The organism is Variovorax endophyticus (assembly GCF_025376855.1).
In the GTDB taxonomy this organism is placed as follows: Bacteria; Pseudomonadota; Gammaproteobacteria; order Burkholderiales; family Burkholderiaceae_C; genus Variovorax.
The window spans coordinates 277969-295211 of the sequence record NZ_JAHUTH010000006.1; the positions used below are offsets into that span (position 1 = coordinate 277969).

Here is a 17243-nt window from a genome sequence, read left to right on the forward strand (position 1 = left end):
GCCCTGCAGAAGCGTCCCGGCCGTTGAGGCGGACGCTGCCCGACCTCACCCCGGCCCCGCCGCCTCCGGCATCGGAATCCTCTGCCCCGCCGGCGACCCCGCCAGGCTCTGCGCCGGCCGGCGCAGCGAGGCATCGAAGGGATTGATCCTCGGCCCGATCGCCACCGCCTCGCGCTGCAGCAGGTCGACCACGGTCGGCAGCCGGTCGGCGTTGAGGCGGTCGGCGATGGTGCCCACGCTCAGCGCGGCCACGGCGCGGCCCTCGCGGTCGAGGATGGGCACGGCCACGCCGGCCATGCCCTCGAGCAGGCCGGTGTTGCGGCCCGCGAAGCCGCTCTGGCGCACGCGCTCGATCTCGGTGCGCAGGTAGACCTCGTCGTAGACGCCGTACTCGCGCACGCGCGAGAGGTTGAAGCGGATCACCTCCTCGCGCTCGCCCTCGGGCAGGAAGGCCAGGATCGCGAGCGCGCCCTGCCCCACGCCGAGCGCGATGCGCCCGCCGATGTCGCCGGTGAACGAGCGGATCGGGAACGGGCCCTCGCTGCGGTCGAGGCACACGGCGTCGAAGCCGCTGCGCACCAGCAGGAAGATGCTGTCGCCCAGGCTCGCGCACAGGCGCAGCAGCGCGGGCCGGCACAGGGTGCGCAGGTCACCGGGATTGCCGGCGTTGGCCGCGAGCGCGAAGAACTCGATGCTCAGCCGGTACAGCTTGCTGCGCTCGTCCTGCTCGACCACGCCCTCGGCCATCAGCGACTGCAGCAGGCGGTGCGTGGTGGCCTGCGTGAGGCCGACGGCGCGCGCGATCTGGGTGACGCGGCCGCCCTCGGCCTGCACCACGCCGAGCGCCCGGATCACCGAAAAGATGCGCGGCACGCCGCCGCTGGCCGCGGTTGTGGTTTCCATGTCCCGTTTCCTTGGAATATGTCGATCTTGCTCGAGCCATCATATTCCATTGAACGGAATAAATTGAATAAATATTCTGATTAGTGGAATACCCGTGGCGATCTGGCGCGATCGTTGCAATAGAGTGAACCGAAAGCACTCACGGATCCATGGTCCCGGCGCCCGCGCGCCGGCCGTGGATTCCGACCCCCGACGAAAGGCGTTTCCATGTCATTCCTGCGGCTCAGCGACGTGTCCAAGTCCTATGGCGCCACCCGCGCGGTGACGGCCATGAACCTCACCGTCGAGAAGGGCGAGTTCGTCTCGCTGCTCGGCCCCTCGGGCTGCGGCAAGACCACCACGCTGCAGATGATCGCGGGCTTCGAGGCCGTGACCAGCGGCCGCATCGAGCTCGCGGGCCAGGACATCACGCATGCCAAGGCCAACACGCGCGGCCTGGGCATCGTGTTCCAGACCTATGCGCTGTTTCCGCACATGACGGTGGCCGACAACGTGAGCTTCGGCCTCGAGATGCGCAAGATGCCCAAGGCCGAGCGCCGCGAGCGCGTGCAGCAGGCGCTGGCGCTGGTGCACCTCGAGGCCCATGCCGCGCGCTATCCGCGCGAGCTCTCGGGCGGCCAGCGGCAGCGCGTGGCGCTGGCGCGCGCGCTGGTGATCGAGCCGCCGGTGCTCTTGCTCGACGAGCCGCTGTCGAATCTCGACGCCAAGCTGCGCGAGGAGATGCAGTTCGAGCTGCGCCAGATCCAGCGCAAGGTCGGCACCACCACGGTGATGGTCACGCACGACCAGAGCGAGGCGATGTCGATCAGCGACCGCGTGGTGGTGATGGAAGGCGGCCGCGCGACGCAGATCGACCATCCGCACCGCGTCTACGAGCATCCGGGCACGCGCTTCATCTCCACCTTCGTGGGCAAGGCCAACCTGCTGCCGGGCCGGGTCACGGCCTGCGGCACGGGCAGCTGCAACGTGGCGGTCGGGCCGCTCGCGGTCGAGGTGGACGAAGGTGGCTACGACAGCGGCGCCGCCGTGCTCATGAGCGTGCGCCCCGAGAAGCTGCAGCTGGTGCCCGCGGGCAGCGGCCGGCTCGACGGCACGGTGCGGGAGCGCTTCTTCCTCGGCAGCCAGTGGCTCTACCGGCTCGCCACGCCGGCCGGCGAACTCATGGTGCTGAGCCCCAACGACGGCCGCGCCGCGCTGGCCGAGGGCGACGCGGCCGGCATCGACTGGCCCGCGCACTGCACGCGGCTGTTGCGCGACGACGAGGCGGTGGCGGCATGAGCGGCATCGCTCGCAAGGCCACGCCCTGGTGGCTCTCGGGCCCCGCGCTGGCGCTGTTCATCGCGCTGCTCGTGGTGCCGCTGCTGCTCACGGCCGTGCTGTCCTTCAACGTCTACGACCCGGCCAGCGGCCCGCGCGCCGGCGAGTTCACGCTCGCGCACTACGCGCAGGTGTTCGGCGACGACTACTACCACGGCATCTTCTGGCGCACCTTCTGGATTTCGGCGCTGGTCACGCTGATCTGCGTGCTGATCGGCGCGCCCGAGGCCTATGTGCTGAGCCGCATGCGCAACCCCTGGCGCTCGGTGCTGCTGCTCGTGGTGCTGGCGCCGCTTTTGGTGTCGGTGGTGGTGCGCGCCTTCGGCTGGAGCATGCTGCTGGGCCCCGAGGGCGCGGTCAACGCGCTGCTGCAACTGGTGGGCATCGGCCCGGTGAAGATCCTCTACACCAGCGCGGCCGTGGTGATCGCGCTGGTGCACGTGATGCTGCCGTTCATGGTGATCCCGGTCTGGACCTCGCTGCAGAAGCTCGATCCCGGCGTGGAGAACGCGGCCCTCTCGCTCAATGCCACGCCCTTCACCACGCTGCGCCGCATCGTGCTGCCGCAGGTGATGCCCGGCATCCTCTCGGGCAGCCTGATCGTGTTCGGCCTCGCGGCGAGCTCGTTCGCGATCCCCGGCCTGCTCGGTGGACGCCGCCTCAAGATGGTCGCGACCGTGGTCTACGACGAGTACCTGAGCGAGCTCAACTGGCCGCTGGGCGCGGCCGTGGCGCTCACGCTGCTGGTGGCCAACCTCGTGGTGATGCTCAGCTACAACCGCCTGGTCGAAGGCCGCTACAAGAAAGCGCTGGGGTGATCGCATGAGCAGGAACGGCCCCATCGCCCTCGCGTTCAACGCGCTCGTCATCGCCTTCATGCTGGCCCCGCTGCTGGTGGTCTGCATCGTCGCGTTCACGCCCGAGAACACGCTGACCATTCCGACCACGCACTTCTCGCTGCGCTGGTTCGAGGCGGTGTTCGCGCATCCGGACTTCATGCAGTCGTTCTGGAACAGCCTGTGGCTCGCGCTGAGCGCGGCCACCATCGCGACGCTGCTCGCGGTGCCGGCCGGCATGGCGATCACGCGCTACGACTTCCCGGGCCGCGACTTCCTCAACGGCCTGTTCCTGTCGCCGCTGATCATTCCGCACCTGGTGCTCGGCGTCGCGCTGCTGCGGCTGTTCGCGCTGGTGGGCGGCACCGGCAGCTTCGGCTGGCTGGTGATGGCGCATGCGCTGATCGTCACGCCCTACACGCTGCGGCTGGTGGTGGCGGCACTGGTGGGCTTCGACCGCAGCGCCGAGCAGGCCGCGCTCTCGCTGGGCGCGAGCCAGGCCACGGTGTTCCGCCGCATCACGCTGCCGATGATCCTGCCGGGCGTCACCGGCGGCTGGATGCTGGCCTTCATCAACAGCTTCGACGAAGTGACGATGTCGATCTTCGTCACCTCGCCGAGCACGGTGACGCTGCCGGTGCGCATGTACATGTACGCCACCGAGTCGATCGACCCGCTGATGGCCGCGGTGTCGGCACTGATGGTGGCGGTGACGGCCGTCGCGATGGTGGTGCTCGACCGGCTCTATGGCCTGGACCGCGTGCTGGTGGGGCGCAAGTAGATGGCGACCCATGCATTGCTGCATCGCGTGGCCGAGACCGGCCGCGCCACGGTGTCCTTCACGCTCGACGGCGCGCCCGCCTCGGCGCTGGCCGGCGACACGGTGCTGACCGCCGTGCTCACGCAGGCCGCCCAGCTGCGCCGCAACGAATTCAGCGACGCGCCACGCGCGGGCTTCTGCATGATGGGCGCCTGCCAGGACTGCTGGATCGCGACCGCCGAGGGCGAGCGGCTGCGCGCCTGCTCCACCTTCATCGCGCCGGGCATGGCGCTGCTCACCGGCCGGGGCGAGGCATGACGACGACGGCACTTCCTCCCGTGATCGTCGGCGCCGGACCGGCCGGCGTGCGCGCTGCGCAGGCGCTGGTCGCGCATGGCCTGCGCCCGGTCGTGATCGACGAGGCTTCGCGCGCCGGCGGGCAGATCTACCGCCGCCCGCCCGCCAACTTCGTCGAACGCGCGGCGGCCACGCTCTACGGCTTCGAGGCCGCGCGCGCGAACGCGGTGCATGCGGCCTTCGACGGCCTGCGCGATCGCATCGAGTACCGGCCCGACAGCCTGGTGTGGAACGCGCAGGGCGGCGTGCTCGACGTGCTGCACGGCCCGACGCGCAGCACCGCGCGCCTGCTGCATGGCCCGCTGATCGTGGCCACCGGCGCCACCGACCGCGTGCTGCCGCTGCCGGGCTGGACCCTGCCCGGCGTCTACACGCTCGGCGGCGCGCAGGTGGCGCTCAAGTTCCAGGGCTGCGCCATCGGGCAGCGCGTGGTGTTCATGGGCACGGGGCCGCTGCTCTATCTGGTGGCCTACCAGTATGCGAAGGCCGGCGCGCGGGTCGCGGCCGTGCTCGACACCGCGCGCCTCGCGGACCAGCTCGCGGCCACGCCCGCGATGCTGCGGCAGCCCGCGGTGTTCGCGAAGGGCGTCTATTTCGTCGCCTGGCTGCGCGCGCATGGCGTGCCGCTGCATGGCGGCGTGCGGCCGCTGCGCGTGCTCGGCGACGATGCCTCGAGCCGCGTCACCGGCGTCGCCTGGCACGACGGCCGCGAGGAACGCCGCATCGACTGCGATGCCGTCGGCTTCGGCTATGCGCTGCGGTCCGAGACCCAGCTGGCCGACCTGCTCGGCTGCCGCTTCGAATTCGCGCCGATGCACCGCGCGCACCTTCCCGTGCGCGACGCGGCGGGCCGCTCGAGCGTGGCGGGCGTGTACCTCGCGGGCGATGGCGCCGGCATCATGGGCGCCGACGCGGCCGAGTGGGCCGGCGAGCGCGCGGCGCTCGCGCTGCTCGCGGACCAGGGCGTGGCCGTCGATGGTGCGCGCGCCGCGCTGCTCGAGCGCAAGCTCGACCAGCTGACGGGCTTTCGCCGCGGACTCGAACGCGCATTTCCGCTGCCGCGGGACTGGGCCGCCAACGCACCCGACGAGCTCGTCGTCTGCCGCTGCGAGAACGTCACGGCCGGCACGCTGCGCCAGACCGTCGCGGTCAACGGCGCCGACGAACTCAACCGCCTCAAGGCGCTGTCGCGCGTGGGCATGGGCCGCTGCCAGGGCCGCATGTGCGGCGTGGCCGCGGCCGAGATCCTCGCGCATGCAACCGGCCAGCCGCTCGCGCAGGTGGGCAGGCTGCGCGGTCAGGCGCCGGTCAAGCCGATACCGATCCGGCTCGTCACGCAGGCTCCCGCCGAGGGAGCGCGCACATGAGCACCACCCGCACCCTGCGCACTGACGTGGCGATCGTCGGCGGCGGCATCGTGGGTTCGTCGGCCGCGCTCGCGCTGCGGCGCATGGGCCTGGGCGTGGTGCTGCTCGAGCGCGACCTCTGCGGCTCGCGCTCCAGCGGCGTCAACTACGGGGGCGTGCGACGCCAGGGCCGGCCCTTGAGCCAGCTGCCGCTGGCGCAGCGCGCGCACCGCATCTGGGGCCGTCTCGGCGAACTGATCGGCACCGAGGGCGAGTACCAGCGCTCGGGCCATTTCAAGATCGGCCGCAGCGAGGACGACATGGCCGCGCTCGAACGCTACCGTGCGAGCGTGCGCGACGCCGGCTTCGACCTCGGGCTCGAGCTGGTGACGGGCACGCGGCTGCGCGAGCGCTGCCCCTGGCTCGGCGCGCGCGCGCTCGGCGGCTCGCTGTGCATCGAGGACGGGCAGGCCAATCCGCGGCTGGTGTCGCCGGCCTTCGCGCTCGCGGCACGCCATGCGGGTGCGCAGGTGCTCGAGCGCCACCACGTCGATGAGGTGGCGCACGACGGCACGCTGTTCCGGCTGCGCGCCACGCATGCCGAGGGCACGCTCGAGGTGCGGGCACCAGTGCTGCTGAACTGCGCGGGCGCCTGGTCGGGCCCGATCGCCACCCACTTCGGCGAGGCCGTGCCGCTGCAGTCGGGCCATCCCGCGATGGCCGTGACCGAGCCCCTGCCCTTCTTCATGGACTGGAGCCTCGGCGTCGAGGGCGGCGGCATCTACTGCCGCCAGGTCGCGCGCGGCAACCTCGTGCTCGGCGGCGGTGCCGGCATCGGGCTCGATGCCGAGCGCGCGCGTTCCGAGCGCGACGCGATCGCCACGCTGTCGACGCAGGCGATCGAGCTCTTGCCGCGGCTCGCGCATGCGCACTTCATCCGCACCTGGAGCGGCACCGAGGGCTACCTGCCCGACCGGCAGCCGGTGCTGGGGCCGAGCCGCACCACGCCCGGCCTGTTCCACGGCTTCGGCTTCGCGGGCGCGGGCTTCCAGATCGGCCCGGCCGCAGGGGAGGTGCTGGCCGAGCTCGCGCGCGACGGCCGCAGCACCACGCCGATCGAGGCCTTCGCGATCGAGCGCTTCCTTCCCGACACGCGGGCCGAGCGGCCCGCCGAAGCCGCCGCATCGGCCTCGCACTGAACACGACCAGAGCAACCCACCGCAACCGCAGATCCACCCTCGACACCGAACGGAGAGTCCCACCATGGCACGACGCGAACGCACTTCCTTTTTCCTCACCTTCGCCGCCACCGCGGCGGCCGCCCTCGCGGGCTTCGGCGGCGCGGCTCACGCGCAGACGAAGACGCTCTACATCGGCATGAACGGCGGCACGATGGAGAAGGCGTACACGCAGTACGTCTTCCCGGCCTTCGAGAAGCTCTACGGCGCGAAGGTGGTGGTGGTTCCCGGCACCTCCTCCGACATCCTCGCCAAGGCGCAGGCCAACAAGGACCGGCCGCAGATGCACGTGATGTTCCTCGACGACGGCATCATGGTGCGCGCCATCGGCATGGGCCTGTGCCAGAAGCAGAAGCCCAATCCCTCGCTGGCCGAGATCTACCCGGCCGCGCGCTTCAAGGACGACATGGCCAGCGGCGTGAGCCTGGGCATGACCGGCCTGGCCTACAACGCGAAGATGTTCAAGGAGAAGGGCTGGGCCGCGCCCACCTCGTGGATGGACCTGGCCGATCCGAAGTTCAAGGGCAAGGTGGTGTTCCAGTCGATGTCGTCCTCGTCCTTCGGGCTGCACGGCTTCCTGATGTTCAACCGCATCCAGGGCGGCAACGACAGGAACGTGGAACCCGGCTTCAAGGCCTGGCCCACCACCATCGGCCCCAACGTGCTCGAGTACATCCCGAGCTCGGCCAAGCTCTCGGAGATGGTGCAGACCGGCGAGGCCGCGATCTTCCCGCTCACGCCGACGGCCGTGGCCGCGCTCAAGGTCAAGGGCATCCCGGTGGAATACGCGCCGCCCAAGGAGGGCGCGGTGGTGCTGATGGTGGGCCAGTGCGTGATCGCCAACAACAGCGAGCCCGAGCTGTCGCAGAAGCTCGCCGAGTTCCTGCTGAGCCCGCTGGCGCAGGCCAACGTGCTGCAGTACGGCGCGCAGATCCCGACCAACCCCAAGGCCCCGGCCGTGGGCGAGGGCGCGACGCAGGTGGCCGAGATCAACCAGTGGATGAAGAGCGCCATCACCATCGACTGGGAGAGCATCAACGCCAACCGGCCGGCCTGGAACGCGCGCTGGAACAAGACGATCGAGAAGTGACTCGCGCTTTTCGGTGAAGCGGCTCAGCGCGTGCGGCGCAGCAGCACCGGCAGGCACAGCAGGTAGAGCGAGGCACCCGCGAGCCACACGATGCCCGGAAAGCGCGCGCGGAACGCGAAGTACAGCGGGCTGATCAAGAGCGGCCCGAACACCGCGGCCAGGCTGGTGATGCTCGCGAGCACGCCCTGCAGCCGACCCTGCTGCGCCTCGCCCACGCGCGCCGACAGCGTGGCCTGCAGCGCGGGCGCGCAGACGCCGCCCATGCACAGCAGCGGCAGCAGCGCGATGGCCATCCAGCCCTGGGAGGCGAAGGCGATCAGCGCATAGCCGGTGCCGTCGGCGATGGTGCCGACGGCGATCGCCGCGCGCTCGCCCCAGCGCTCGACCAGCGGGCCGGCCGCGAAGCCCTGCACCAGCGCATGGAGCAGGCCGAAGACCGCGAGCGAGAAGCCGACCATGGTGCCGTTCCAGGCATAGCGGTCCTGGCCGTAGAGCACCCAGGTGGTGCCCGCGACCTCGCCCACCAGCACCAGCAGCAGGAACACGCCGAGCAGCGGCAGCAGCGCCGGAAAGCTCGTGGCCCAGCGCAGCGGCGCGAGCGGATGCAGCACGCCGCGGTCGAAGGGCTGCGCGGCGAGCGCCGGCGGCCGCGATTCGCGCAGCACCAGCAGGCCGACCAGGAAGGTCAGGCCGTTGAGCGCGGCCGCCGCGAGGAAGGGCAGGCGCACGCCGTGGTCGCCGAGCACGCCGCCGAGCGCCGGCCCGGCGATGAAGCCCAGCCCGAAGCAGGCGCCCATGCGGCCGAACCAGCGCGCACGCTGGTGCTCGGGCGTGAGGTCGGCGATGGCGGCCGAGGCCACGGCCATGCTCGCGCCGGTCATGCCGGCGATCGCGCGACCCACGAACAGCAGCCACAGCGAGGGTGCGAAGGCCATGAACAGCGCGTCGATCGCCGCGCCCAGCACCGAGACCAGCAGCACCGGCCGGCGGCCGAAGCGGTCGCTGAGCGCGCCGAGCACGGGCGCGCAGAGGAACTGCATCAGCGCGTAGAGCGAGAGGAAGGCGCCGAAGTGCCAGCCGAGCTCGCCGCCGTGGCCGACCTCGCGCAGCAGGCTCGGCACGATCGGCATGACCAGGCTGATGCCGATGGCATCGAGCGTGACGATCGCCAGGATCACCGCCTGCGCATGGCGGCCTCCGGCGAATGGAATGGAAGTGGAGGACATGTTGGAATTTATCGTTGATACGGAATTATCAGCGATAAATTTTGGGCTGTGAAGTACCCTCCCGGATCGACACCCGGCAAGCACATCTGAATGAAACTGGACCGCGAAGCGATCCTCGAGGCGGCACTCTCGCTGCTCGACGAGGTCGGCATGGACAAGCTCAGCACCCGGCTGCTGGCCGAGAGGCTGGGCGTGCAGCAGCCCGCCCTCTACTGGCACTTCAAGAACAAGCGCGCGCTGCTCGACGCGATGAACGGCGAGATCCTGCGCCGCAGCCATCACCGCAAGCTGCCGCTGCCCGACGAGACCTGGGAGGGTTTCCTGCGCGAGAACGCGCGCAGCTTCCGGCGCGCGCTGCTGGCGCGGCGCGACGGCGCGCGCCTGCATGCGGGCTCCGAGCCCGACCCGGGCGACCTCGACATGGTCGAGGCCCAGCTCGCGGCCGTGGTGCGCCTGGGCGTGCCGCCCGCGCAGGCGATGACCCTGCTGATCGCGCTGGGCCGCTACACCGTGGGCTGCGTGCTCGAGCAGCAGGCGACGCCGGCCGACGCGGCGATGCAGCAGCAGACGCTCGATGCCGCCGCGGCCTCGCGGCCGTTGCTGGCGGAGGCTTTCTCGACCTACCGCGCGGCCGGGCCCGATGCGCTGTTCGAGATCGGTGTGGACCTGATGCTCGAAGGCGCGAAGGTGCGGCTGGCGGCCCAGGCCCCGCAGGCGAGGCGCCGCGCGGCCGCCGAGGGCGCGCCGCCGCGGCGCGGCCCGGCGCCGCGGCGCTGAGGCCGGTTCAGCGCGCCTCGGCGCGGATCCAGCCCGCGGCCTTCTCGGCCATCATCAAGGTGGGACTGTTGGTGTTGCCGCTCGTGATGGTCGGCATCGCGCCCGCATCGACCACGCGCAGGCCCTGCACGCCGCGCACGCGCAGCCGCGCATCGAGCACCGCCATCGGATCGTTGTCGGCGCCCATCCTGGTGGTGCCCACCGGATGGAAGATGGTGGTCGCGATGTCGCCGGCCAGGCGCGCGAGGTCCTCGTCGCTCTGGTACTGCACGCCGGGCTTCCATTCCTGCGGCTTGTACTTGGCGAGCGCGGGCTGCGCGGCGATGCGGCGCGTCACGCGCAGCGAGTCGGCCGCCACCTTGCGGTCCTCGTCGGTGCTCAGGTAGTTGGGCGCGATCGCGGGTGCGTCCTCGAAGCGCTTCGAGCGGATGCGCACCGTGCCGCGGCTCGTGGGGTTGAGGTTGCACACGCTCGCGGTGAAGGCCGGGAAGGCGTGCAGCGGCTCGCCGAAGGCATCGAGCGACAGCGGCTGCACGTGGTACTGGATGTTGGGCCACTCGCGATCCGGCGAGCTGCGCGTGAAGGCGCCGAGCTGCGAGGGCGCCATGCTCATCGGGCCGCTGCGGCTCATCACGTACTCCAGGCCGATGCGCGCCTTGCCGAACAGCGAGGAGGCCAGCACGTTGAGCGTGGGCGCGCCGTCGATCTTGTAGACCGCGCGGATCTGCAGGTGGTCCTGCAGGTTGGCGCCGACGCCGGGCGCGTCGACCGCCACCTCGATGCCGTGCTGGCGCAGCAGCTCGGCCGGGCCGATGCCCGAGAGCTGCAGGATCTGCGGCGAGCCGATGCTGCCCGCGCTCAGGATCACCTCGCGCGCGGCATGCGCCGTCACCATCTCCTGGCCGTTCCAGATCCGCGCGCCGGTGCAGCGCTGCGTGCCGTCGGCCTGCCGCTCGATCACCAGCTGCGAGACCTGCGCGCCGGTCCAGAGCTCGAAGTTGGGCCGGCCGTAGCAGGTGGGCCGCAGGAAGGCCTTGGCCGTGTTCCAGCGCCAGCCGTTCTTCTGGTTGACCTGGAAGTAGCCCACGCCCTCGTTGCTGCCGCGGTTGAAGTCGGTGGTGTGCGGCACGCCGGCCTCGACCGCGGCGGCCGCGAAGGCATCGAGGATGTCCCAGCGCAGCCGCTGCTTCTCGACCCGCCATTCGCCGCCCGCGCCGTGCATCTCGTCGGCGCCGAGGTAGAAGTCCTCGTGCTTCTTGAAGGCCGGCAGCACGTTCTGCCAGCGCCATTCCTCGTCGCCGGTGAGCGCGGCCCACTGCTCGTAGTCGCGCGACTGGCCGCGCATGTAGATCATGCCGTTGATGCTCGAGCAGCCGCCCAACGTCTTGCCGCGCGGATAGCGCAGCACGCGGCCGTTGAGGCCGGTATCGGGCTCGGTGCTGTAGAGCCAGTCGGTGCGCGGGTTGCCGATGCAGTAGAGGTAGCCCACCGGGATGTGGATCCAGTGGTAGTCGTCCTTGCGGCCGGCCTCGACCAGCAGCACGCGCTTGTCCTTGTCGGCGCTGAGCCGGTTCGCGAGCAGCGCGCCGGCGGTGCCGGCGCCGACGACGATGTAGTCGAAGGTGGTGTCGTTGTCTCTCATCTTTGCTTTCTCTTTTCTGGCGTGTGCTCTCAGGGTTGGACGGTCATGGTTTCGGGCACGCCCTCGCCGAAGACCTCGGGCGCGTACATCGCCTCGGCGCGCACGGGCGGCAGCCTGAATTCGCCCGCGTTGTTCAGGCGCACGGTGTACTCCACGCGCCATTGGCCGCGCGGCACGTAGCGGAAATAGGCGCGCCAGCTGTCGGTGGCGCGCTCGACGTGGCTGGGCCAGGCCCAGCCGCCTTGCGTCTCGCCCTGCCGCGCCAGGCTGCTCTCGCGGCCCAGGCCGCGGCCGAGCTGGCTGGCACCCGAGGGCACGGCGTCGCGCACCACCACCCAGGTCTGCGCGGCCGTGGATTCGAGATCGAGCCGCACGCGGTAGACGTCGCCCACCGACCACCGGCCCTTGCGCTTCTGCTCCACCGGCGTGACGCTGCGGCGCACCGAGAGGCCGTGCGCGAGCGGCTGCGCATTGCGCGTCGCGGCCAGCGCGCTGACGACGGCCCAGGGCTTGCCGCCGCCTTCGTGGCGCAATTGCAGCGTGCCTTGCGCGCCCTGCGCGGGCCAGGGCAGCAGCATGTCGGGCGCCTTCGCATCGGTCCAGGCGGCCTCGCGCGTCGCGCGGCCCAGCGCCGCGCGCGTGACGCCGTCGACCGGTCCGGCCTCGAACTGCTGCTGGAAGTTGCGCAGCGCCACGGTGCTCCAGGCATTGCCGGTGGTGGTGCTCCAGCGGCCCGCGCTCTGGCGGCCGACCAGGCCCTGCACGATCAGCGGCGCATCGGCCTTCCAGGCCGCATCGGTGCGCGCCCATTGCTGCGCCAGCAGCGCCATGCGCGCGGCCGTGCTGTCGCCGCTCCACATGAACCACCACCAGTGCAGCGCCGGCTCGTCGCGCCAGCGCATGCGCGTGCCCTGCACGTCGAAGCGGCCGCGCAGCTGCGCGCCGGCCTCGGCCAGCGCGGCATCGCGCACGGCGTCCGCGGGCATGGCCAGCAGCGTGCGCGACCAGTCGACCAGCGACTGCGCCGAGAGCGCAGCGACGGACTGGGGCCGCAGCACGATGTTCCGGCGCCCCTGCTCGACCAGCGTGGCCTGCGCGGCGAGCTGCTGCGATTCGAGGTAGTTGCGCGGCGCCCAGTCCTGCGCCTCGAGGCGGCCTTCGAGCAGCGACTCGAGCGCATCGAGCATGCGGCGGCGCTGCGCCTCGGGCACCGGCCAGCCCTTGGCCTGCGCGATGTCGAGCAACTGCACCGTGAGCATCTCGCTGCCCGGCAGCGTGGGCTCGGGAAAGTAGCGCGCCAGGCCCTTGTCGTCGATGTACTTCGGCAACTGCGCCATCAACCGGTCCCAGCTCGCGCGGTCGTCGAGCGAGACGAAGCGCGAGCTCTGCTGCTCGAGGCACATGTACGGGTACTGCGCCATCCAGCGCATCGATTCGGCGAGCGCGGCATCGACCAGGCTGGACTGCAGCGCGACGCGCACGCCGCCGACCAGCGGCACCGCATCGCGCGGCTGCGCCACGGGCACGGCACCCGCGTCGGCCACCGGCAGCAGCATCGACTGGCGCACCGTGGCGCTCAGCGCGGGCACCACGCGTTGCACGATCTCCAGCGCATCGCGCTCGTCGACGCCGGCCCCCCGGCCCTGCGCACCGATGCGCCAGCGCAGCGCGCCCGCGCCGCCCGGCACGGCCACGGGCCACAGCACCTCCTGCGTCTGGCCGGGCGCGAGCTGCAGCCGGCGCTCGATCTTCAGGCCGCGCGCGGCCAGTGCCTCGGCGGGCACGATCTCGCGCGCGCCCGACCATTCGTCGCCGGGCTCGACCGCGGCCTCGGCCTTGAGCACCACGGCGAGCGCTGCCTTGCCGGTGTTGCGCAGGCTGAGCTTCTGCACGATCGCATCGTCCGCACGCAGCAGCTCGGGCAGGCCGCTGAAGATCTGCAGCGGCTGGGTGCTGACGAGCGTGGCCTCGCCCTCGCCGAACTGCGCTTCGCCCGCGCTCGCGATGGCGACGATGCGGAACTGGGTCAGCGCGTCGTTGAGCGGCACGGTGGCGCGGGCGATGCCCTGGGCGTCGGTGCGCAGGTCGGTGCGCCAGAGGACGAGCGAGGAGAAATCGGAGCGTGTCGGGGGCGCGTCGCCGCCGTCGAGCCCCGGCGCCCTGCCGGCCGCCATCATCGCCGCGGGAGCCGGCACCACGCCGGGCATGCTGCGCGCGGCCTCGTCGTAAGGCCGATGCGTGGGCTGCCATCCGAGGTCCACGCCGCGCAGCAGCCCGGCATCGAGCGCGCCGCCGCGCACCGAATTGCCGCGCTGGGCGAACATCGCCTTCGCGAGCGCCCAGGTCCCGTTGGGCTTGAGCGCGAGCAGTGCCTGGTCGACCGCCACCAGCGTGACGCGCGCATCGGCCACGGCCCGGCCGGCGGCATCGCGCACCGCGACCTCGACCGGCACCTGCGCGCGCGGCCGCGCATCCGTGGCCGCGGGCCGCACGCCGACCGAGAGCGTCCACGCATCGGGCCGCACCCGCAGGTCGGCGCGCTGCGCGCTCGACCGCGGCTCGTCCTTGCCCGCGCCCTGCAGCGGATACACGTAGCGCGCGGACAGGGCCACGTTGGGCGCGTGCTGCGCGGCGAGCGGCAACGCGATGCGCTGCTGCAGCGCCGAGAGCGCATGCACGCTCGCGCTCAGCACGCCCTCGCGCTCGACGGTCAGCAGCAGATGAGCCGGCAGGCGCTCGGGGCGCGCGACGACGATGGCCGTGTCGCCGGGGCCGAAGTCCGGGCCGTTGTCGACCTGCAGCGCGTCGCGCGCCAGCGCCTCGCGCCAGCCGAGCGACCAGCGGTTCTCGAGCATCGCGGTGCGCACGATCGCTCGGCTGTGCCTGAGCGAATCGGCGCTGGCCTCGAACAGCCAGTGTTCGGCGACCTGTGCCCCCTGCGCATCGTCGGGCAATCGCCATTCGCAAGGCCATTGGCCCTGGGCGTCGGTGCGCGCGCTGCACACCTGCGTCTCGGGGCCCAGATCGACGATGCTGTACTGGCCGCCGTTCCAGTCCCGCCGCACGGGCCTGACGCGCACCGTGACGGGTTCGTCCGCCACCGGCCGGTCCCTGTCGTCGAGCGCGATGCCTTCGATCGCCTGCGGCCGGTCGCGCTCCTTCGCGCGCACGCGCAGGCCGAGCTTCATGCGGTCGGGCCACAGCATGGCGGCACTGCCGACGGTCTGCGTCTCTCCGTTCGGGTCCTGGAACTTCAACTCCGTCTGCAGCAGCATCGGGCGCTCGAGCGGCGGCGCCACGAGACGGATGCGCGCCTTGCCGTCGCGATCGAGCCGCGCCTGTTCGGCCGGGATGGCCGGCGGCATCGCGCGGTCCTGGGCGGTCTCCGCGGCGTAGAAGGAATAGCCTTCGCGCGGCGCGCGCACCTGCGCGAGCCAACTCTGCTTGACCTCGACGGGCAATCCCGCCGCGACACCGCCCGCGAAGTAGGCCAGCCGCGCATCGAGCTGCGCCACCTGCGTGTCGCGCTCCCAGAAGGCCTTCGCCTGCAGGGCCGCGTCGAACACCGGCGTGCGGAACTCCTCGACCTGGAACTGCGTGCCGCCGAGCCGGCTGCCGGCCTGCGACAGGCTCACCGTGTAGTCGCCGAGCCGGGCATCGCGCGGGATCGTCCATGCGCTCGTGGCGCTGCCGTCGGCGCCGAGCATCGCGCCGGTGGCGAAGACCTTCTCGCCCGCGCCATGGCGGATCTCGATCTCCACCGCGCCGCGCGGCGGCAGGGCGAAGCCGCGGCTTTCCAGCAACCGCACCACGTGCTGCATGCCGACGGTCTCGCCGGCCTTGAAGAGCGTGCGGTCGAGCACCGTGTGGGCGCGCAGGTTGCGCGCGGCGCCGCCCGTGGCCTGATATCCGTACCAGTTCGCCGGCACCTGCATCACGGCCATGTCGTTGCCGGCGCGCACCACCACCCAGGCGCCGTTGGCATAGCCGGCGTCGCTGCAGGCGAGCCGGCCCCGCAGCGCCTCGCCGGGCTGGGCCAGGCCCTGCGCGTCGGTCCTGCCGCGCCAGAGCAGTTCGCGCTTGCAGGAATAGATCGCCACCTCCGCGGCCGCCACCGGCAGCGCGGTGTCGAGCGCGGTCACCCAGACCGACGAGGCGCCGATGTCGCTGAAGCGCGCATCGGGATTGAGGTTGGTGGCCTGCACCACCGTGTAGCGCTGGAACGGCCCGGGGTCCGGCCGCTCGCCCGGCAAGGGCTTGCGGTTGCCCATGTAGTCGGAGAAGGCCGCGCTGTCGGCGCGCACCACGTGCAGGCCGGGCGCTGTCAGCGGCACGCCGACGAACTCCATCGCGCCGCCCTGCGTGGGAATGGTCGAGGTGCGCGGCGCGCCGGCCTTGTCGTCCAGCGGCGTGGCAGGCCAGGCGTTCGACCTGCGGGCCTGCAGCAACTCGATCGCATAGGCCTCGATGCCCTCGCCCATCTCGCCGCCGAAGCGCCACTGGCGCACCGGCAAGGACTTTTCAGCGCGACGCACCGCGAAGGCCGCGACCGCGCCGCCGCCACCCGGCTGCCACGGCATGACCGACTGCGCATGGACGGCGCCCAGATAGGGCGGCAGCTGCACGAAGGCGACGCTTCGCGGGAACTCGCCGGCGTTGGCGAGCGGCCGGCCCAGCGTGTCGCGCAGTTCGGCCGGCATGCGCAGGCTGTAGCGGCTGTCCTCGCCGAAGCCCGCCGCGGAGGGCGTCGCCGTCAGCTGCGTCGTCTCCTGCGGCTGGCGCCAGGCGGGCATCGGGGTCAGCGGCATGTCCCGGCCCGCCGGGTCCACGAGCCGAACCTGCCGCGCGGCCTCCAGCGACAGCGGCGCCGAGAACACGATGTTCAGCGACAGGCGCGGGTCGCAGGCCTCGCGGCCCCTGGGATGTTCGAGGACGGTGCAGCCGACGCGGGCGGTGAAGGGCGGACGCACGCGATAGCTGAAGGACCGCGGCTCGCCGTCCTGGACGAACCGCAGCACGGCGCCCTCCGGCACCGGCTGCGCGCAGCGCAGGCCGAGTGCGAAATTGCGCGATCCGCGCTCGCGGCGCGCGGTCTCGAGCGCAGCCTCGAGCGCCGCCCCGGTCACGGCCACCGCGGGTTGGCGCCGCACCCGGTCGCCGTCGTGCACCTCGCAGGCGAAGCCGGCCGCCAGCGTTGGCGCAGCTTCGGCCGGCTGCGGGTCATGGTGGCGCAGCAGGACGACCTGATCGGGCGCGATCTCCGATCCCTCGGCCGGCTCGCTGCTGAAGAAGCCGTAGGGCCCGGCGACGAAGCCGGCCATCGACGGCGTGCTCACCGCCTCGCCAGCCAAGGTCTTCAACCCCGGCTTGAACACCACGCGGCAACGCGTGCCGCCGCGCACGTCCCGCGCGAACTCGAAGGCCCAGGCGCGCGGCCCGATCCAGCGGGCGCTGCCCGCCGGCGTCCGCGGCGTGCACTGCACGCTCGCGGGTTCGGCGCCGTCGTCCTGACCCAGCGGCACCATGTCGGCGTCGAAGCGCACCGCCACCTGCCGCACGTCGCGCGCCTCGCCCTGCGGGCTCACCGACAGCACGCCGGCCGCATGCAGCGGCGCCGCCGCGCAGGCCGCCAGCAACGCGGCCAGCACGGCCATCGGCCAAGGGGTTCGACGGGATGCCTCGCGAGAAGTCGCAGCCATGGTTCCTCCGTTCTTCGTGAAGTCTTGTGCCCGCGGATGCGCAAGGCCTGCG

General features: G+C 72.0%; 12 protein-coding genes. 8 read left to right on the forward strand and 4 right to left on the reverse strand.

What is annotated here, in order from left to right:
- Positions 1 to 45: 45 nt before the first annotated feature.
- The gene (locus KV106_RS10630; protein ID WP_261210075.1) at positions 46 to 903 is read right to left on the reverse strand and encodes an IclR family transcriptional regulator; all 858 of its coding nucleotides are present in this window, start codon (positions 901 to 903) and stop codon (positions 46 to 48) included.
- A gap of 207 nt (positions 904 to 1110) precedes the next feature.
- Between KV106_RS10630 and KV106_RS10635 the strand changes: the two genes are divergently transcribed.
- The 7 genes from KV106_RS10635 (at position 1111) to KV106_RS10665 (ending at position 7847) form a co-directional block, all read left to right on the forward strand.
- Positions 1111 to 2181, forward strand: a complete 1071-nt coding sequence (locus KV106_RS10635; RefSeq protein ID WP_261210077.1) for an ABC transporter ATP-binding protein — start codon at positions 1111 to 1113, stop codon at positions 2179 to 2181.
- A complete protein-coding gene (locus tag KV106_RS10640; RefSeq protein WP_261210079.1) occupies positions 2178 to 3038 on the forward strand; it encodes an ABC transporter permease in 861 nt (286 codons plus the stop codon). Before KV106_RS10635 ends, KV106_RS10640 begins: the two co-directional genes overlap by 4 nt.
- Positions 3039 to 3042: 4 nt before the next feature.
- The gene (locus KV106_RS10645; RefSeq protein ID WP_093351031.1) at positions 3043 to 3837 is read left to right on the forward strand and encodes an ABC transporter permease; all 795 of its coding nucleotides are present in this window, start codon (positions 3043 to 3045) and stop codon (positions 3835 to 3837) included.
- Positions 3838 to 4134: a (2Fe-2S)-binding protein gene (locus tag KV106_RS10650; RefSeq protein ID WP_261210082.1), complete on the forward strand. Its 297-nt coding sequence runs from the start codon at positions 3838 to 3840 to the stop codon at positions 4132 to 4134. It begins immediately after the preceding gene.
- The gene (locus KV106_RS10655) at positions 4131 to 5540 is read left to right on the forward strand and encodes an NAD(P)/FAD-dependent oxidoreductase (protein WP_261210084.1); all 1410 of its coding nucleotides are present in this window, start codon (positions 4131 to 4133) and stop codon (positions 5538 to 5540) included. Before KV106_RS10650 ends, KV106_RS10655 begins: the two co-directional genes overlap by 4 nt.
- Entirely contained in the window at positions 5537 to 6718 is a 1182-nt protein-coding gene (locus tag KV106_RS10660) for an NAD(P)/FAD-dependent oxidoreductase (RefSeq protein WP_261210086.1), read from the forward strand. Before KV106_RS10655 ends, KV106_RS10660 begins: the two co-directional genes overlap by 4 nt.
- A gap of 64 nt (positions 6719 to 6782) precedes the next feature.
- On the forward strand, positions 6783 to 7847 hold the full coding sequence (locus tag KV106_RS10665) for an ABC transporter substrate-binding protein (protein ID WP_057597404.1): 1065 nt from the start codon (positions 6783 to 6785) through the stop codon (positions 7845 to 7847).
- A 23-nt stretch (positions 7848 to 7870) separates the two neighbouring features.
- Here the strand turns inward: KV106_RS10665 and tet are convergent, their stop codons facing one another.
- Positions 7871 to 9073 carry a Tet(A)/Tet(B)/Tet(C) family tetracycline efflux MFS transporter gene (gene tet, locus KV106_RS10670; protein WP_057597405.1) on the reverse strand — a complete coding sequence of 401 codons (1203 nt, stop codon included), beginning with the start codon at positions 9071 to 9073 and terminating at the stop codon, positions 7871 to 7873.
- 90 nt (positions 9074 to 9163) lie between these two features.
- Between tet and tetR the strand changes: the two genes are divergently transcribed.
- Positions 9164 to 9850 (forward strand): tetracycline resistance transcriptional repressor TetR, encoded by a 687-nt coding sequence (gene tetR, locus KV106_RS10675; protein ID WP_057597406.1) that lies wholly within the window; start codon positions 9164 to 9166, stop codon positions 9848 to 9850.
- Between the two features lie 7 nt (positions 9851 to 9857).
- Here tetR and KV106_RS10680 read toward each other — a convergent pair whose 3' ends face one another.
- Together KV106_RS10680 and KV106_RS10685 are read right to left on the reverse strand one after the other, a co-directional pair.
- Positions 9858 to 11492 (reverse strand): GMC family oxidoreductase, encoded by a 1635-nt coding sequence (locus KV106_RS10680; protein WP_261210093.1) that lies wholly within the window; start codon positions 11490 to 11492, stop codon positions 9858 to 9860.
- A gap of 29 nt (positions 11493 to 11521) precedes the next feature.
- The gene (locus KV106_RS10685) at positions 11522 to 17191 is read right to left on the reverse strand and encodes an alpha-2-macroglobulin family protein (RefSeq protein WP_261210095.1); all 5670 of its coding nucleotides are present in this window, start codon (positions 17189 to 17191) and stop codon (positions 11522 to 11524) included.
- Positions 17192 to 17243: the final 52 nt, after the last annotated feature.

What these genes read in the sequence shown, in the direction of transcription:
- KV106_RS10650 (WP_261210082.1), top strand. Translation starts at nt 3,838, where the DNA reads ATGGCGACCCATGCATTGCTGCATCGCGTGGCCGAGACCGGCCGCGCC.
- KV106_RS10645 (WP_093351031.1), top strand. Translation starts at nt 3,043, where the DNA reads ATGAGCAGGAACGGCCCCATCGCCCTCGCGTTCAACGCGCTCGTCATC.
- tetR (WP_057597406.1), top strand. Translation starts at nt 9,164, where the DNA reads ATGAAACTGGACCGCGAAGCGATCCTCGAGGCGGCACTCTCGCTGCTC.
- KV106_RS10660 (WP_261210086.1), top strand. Translation starts at nt 5,537, where the DNA reads ATGAGCACCACCCGCACCCTGCGCACTGACGTGGCGATCGTCGGCGGC.
- KV106_RS10635 (WP_261210077.1), top strand. Translation starts at nt 1,111, where the DNA reads ATGTCATTCCTGCGGCTCAGCGACGTGTCCAAGTCCTATGGCGCCACC.
- tet (WP_057597405.1), bottom strand. Translation starts at nt 9,073, where the DNA reads ATGTCCTCCACTTCCATTCCATTCGCCGGAGGCCGCCATGCGCAGGCG.
- KV106_RS10680 (WP_261210093.1), bottom strand. Translation starts at nt 11,492, where the DNA reads ATGAGAGACAACGACACCACCTTCGACTACATCGTCGTCGGCGCCGGC.
- KV106_RS10630 (WP_261210075.1), bottom strand. Translation starts at nt 903, where the DNA reads ATGGAAACCACAACCGCGGCCAGCGGCGGCGTGCCGCGCATCTTTTCG.
- KV106_RS10665 (WP_057597404.1), top strand. Translation starts at nt 6,783, where the DNA reads ATGGCACGACGCGAACGCACTTCCTTTTTCCTCACCTTCGCCGCCACC.
- KV106_RS10685 (WP_261210095.1), bottom strand. Translation starts at nt 17,191, where the DNA reads ATGGCTGCGACTTCTCGCGAGGCATCCCGTCGAACCCCTTGGCCGATG.
- KV106_RS10640 (WP_261210079.1), top strand. Translation starts at nt 2,178, where the DNA reads ATGAGCGGCATCGCTCGCAAGGCCACGCCCTGGTGGCTCTCGGGCCCC.
- KV106_RS10655 (WP_261210084.1), top strand. Translation starts at nt 4,131, where the DNA reads ATGACGACGACGGCACTTCCTCCCGTGATCGTCGGCGCCGGACCGGCC.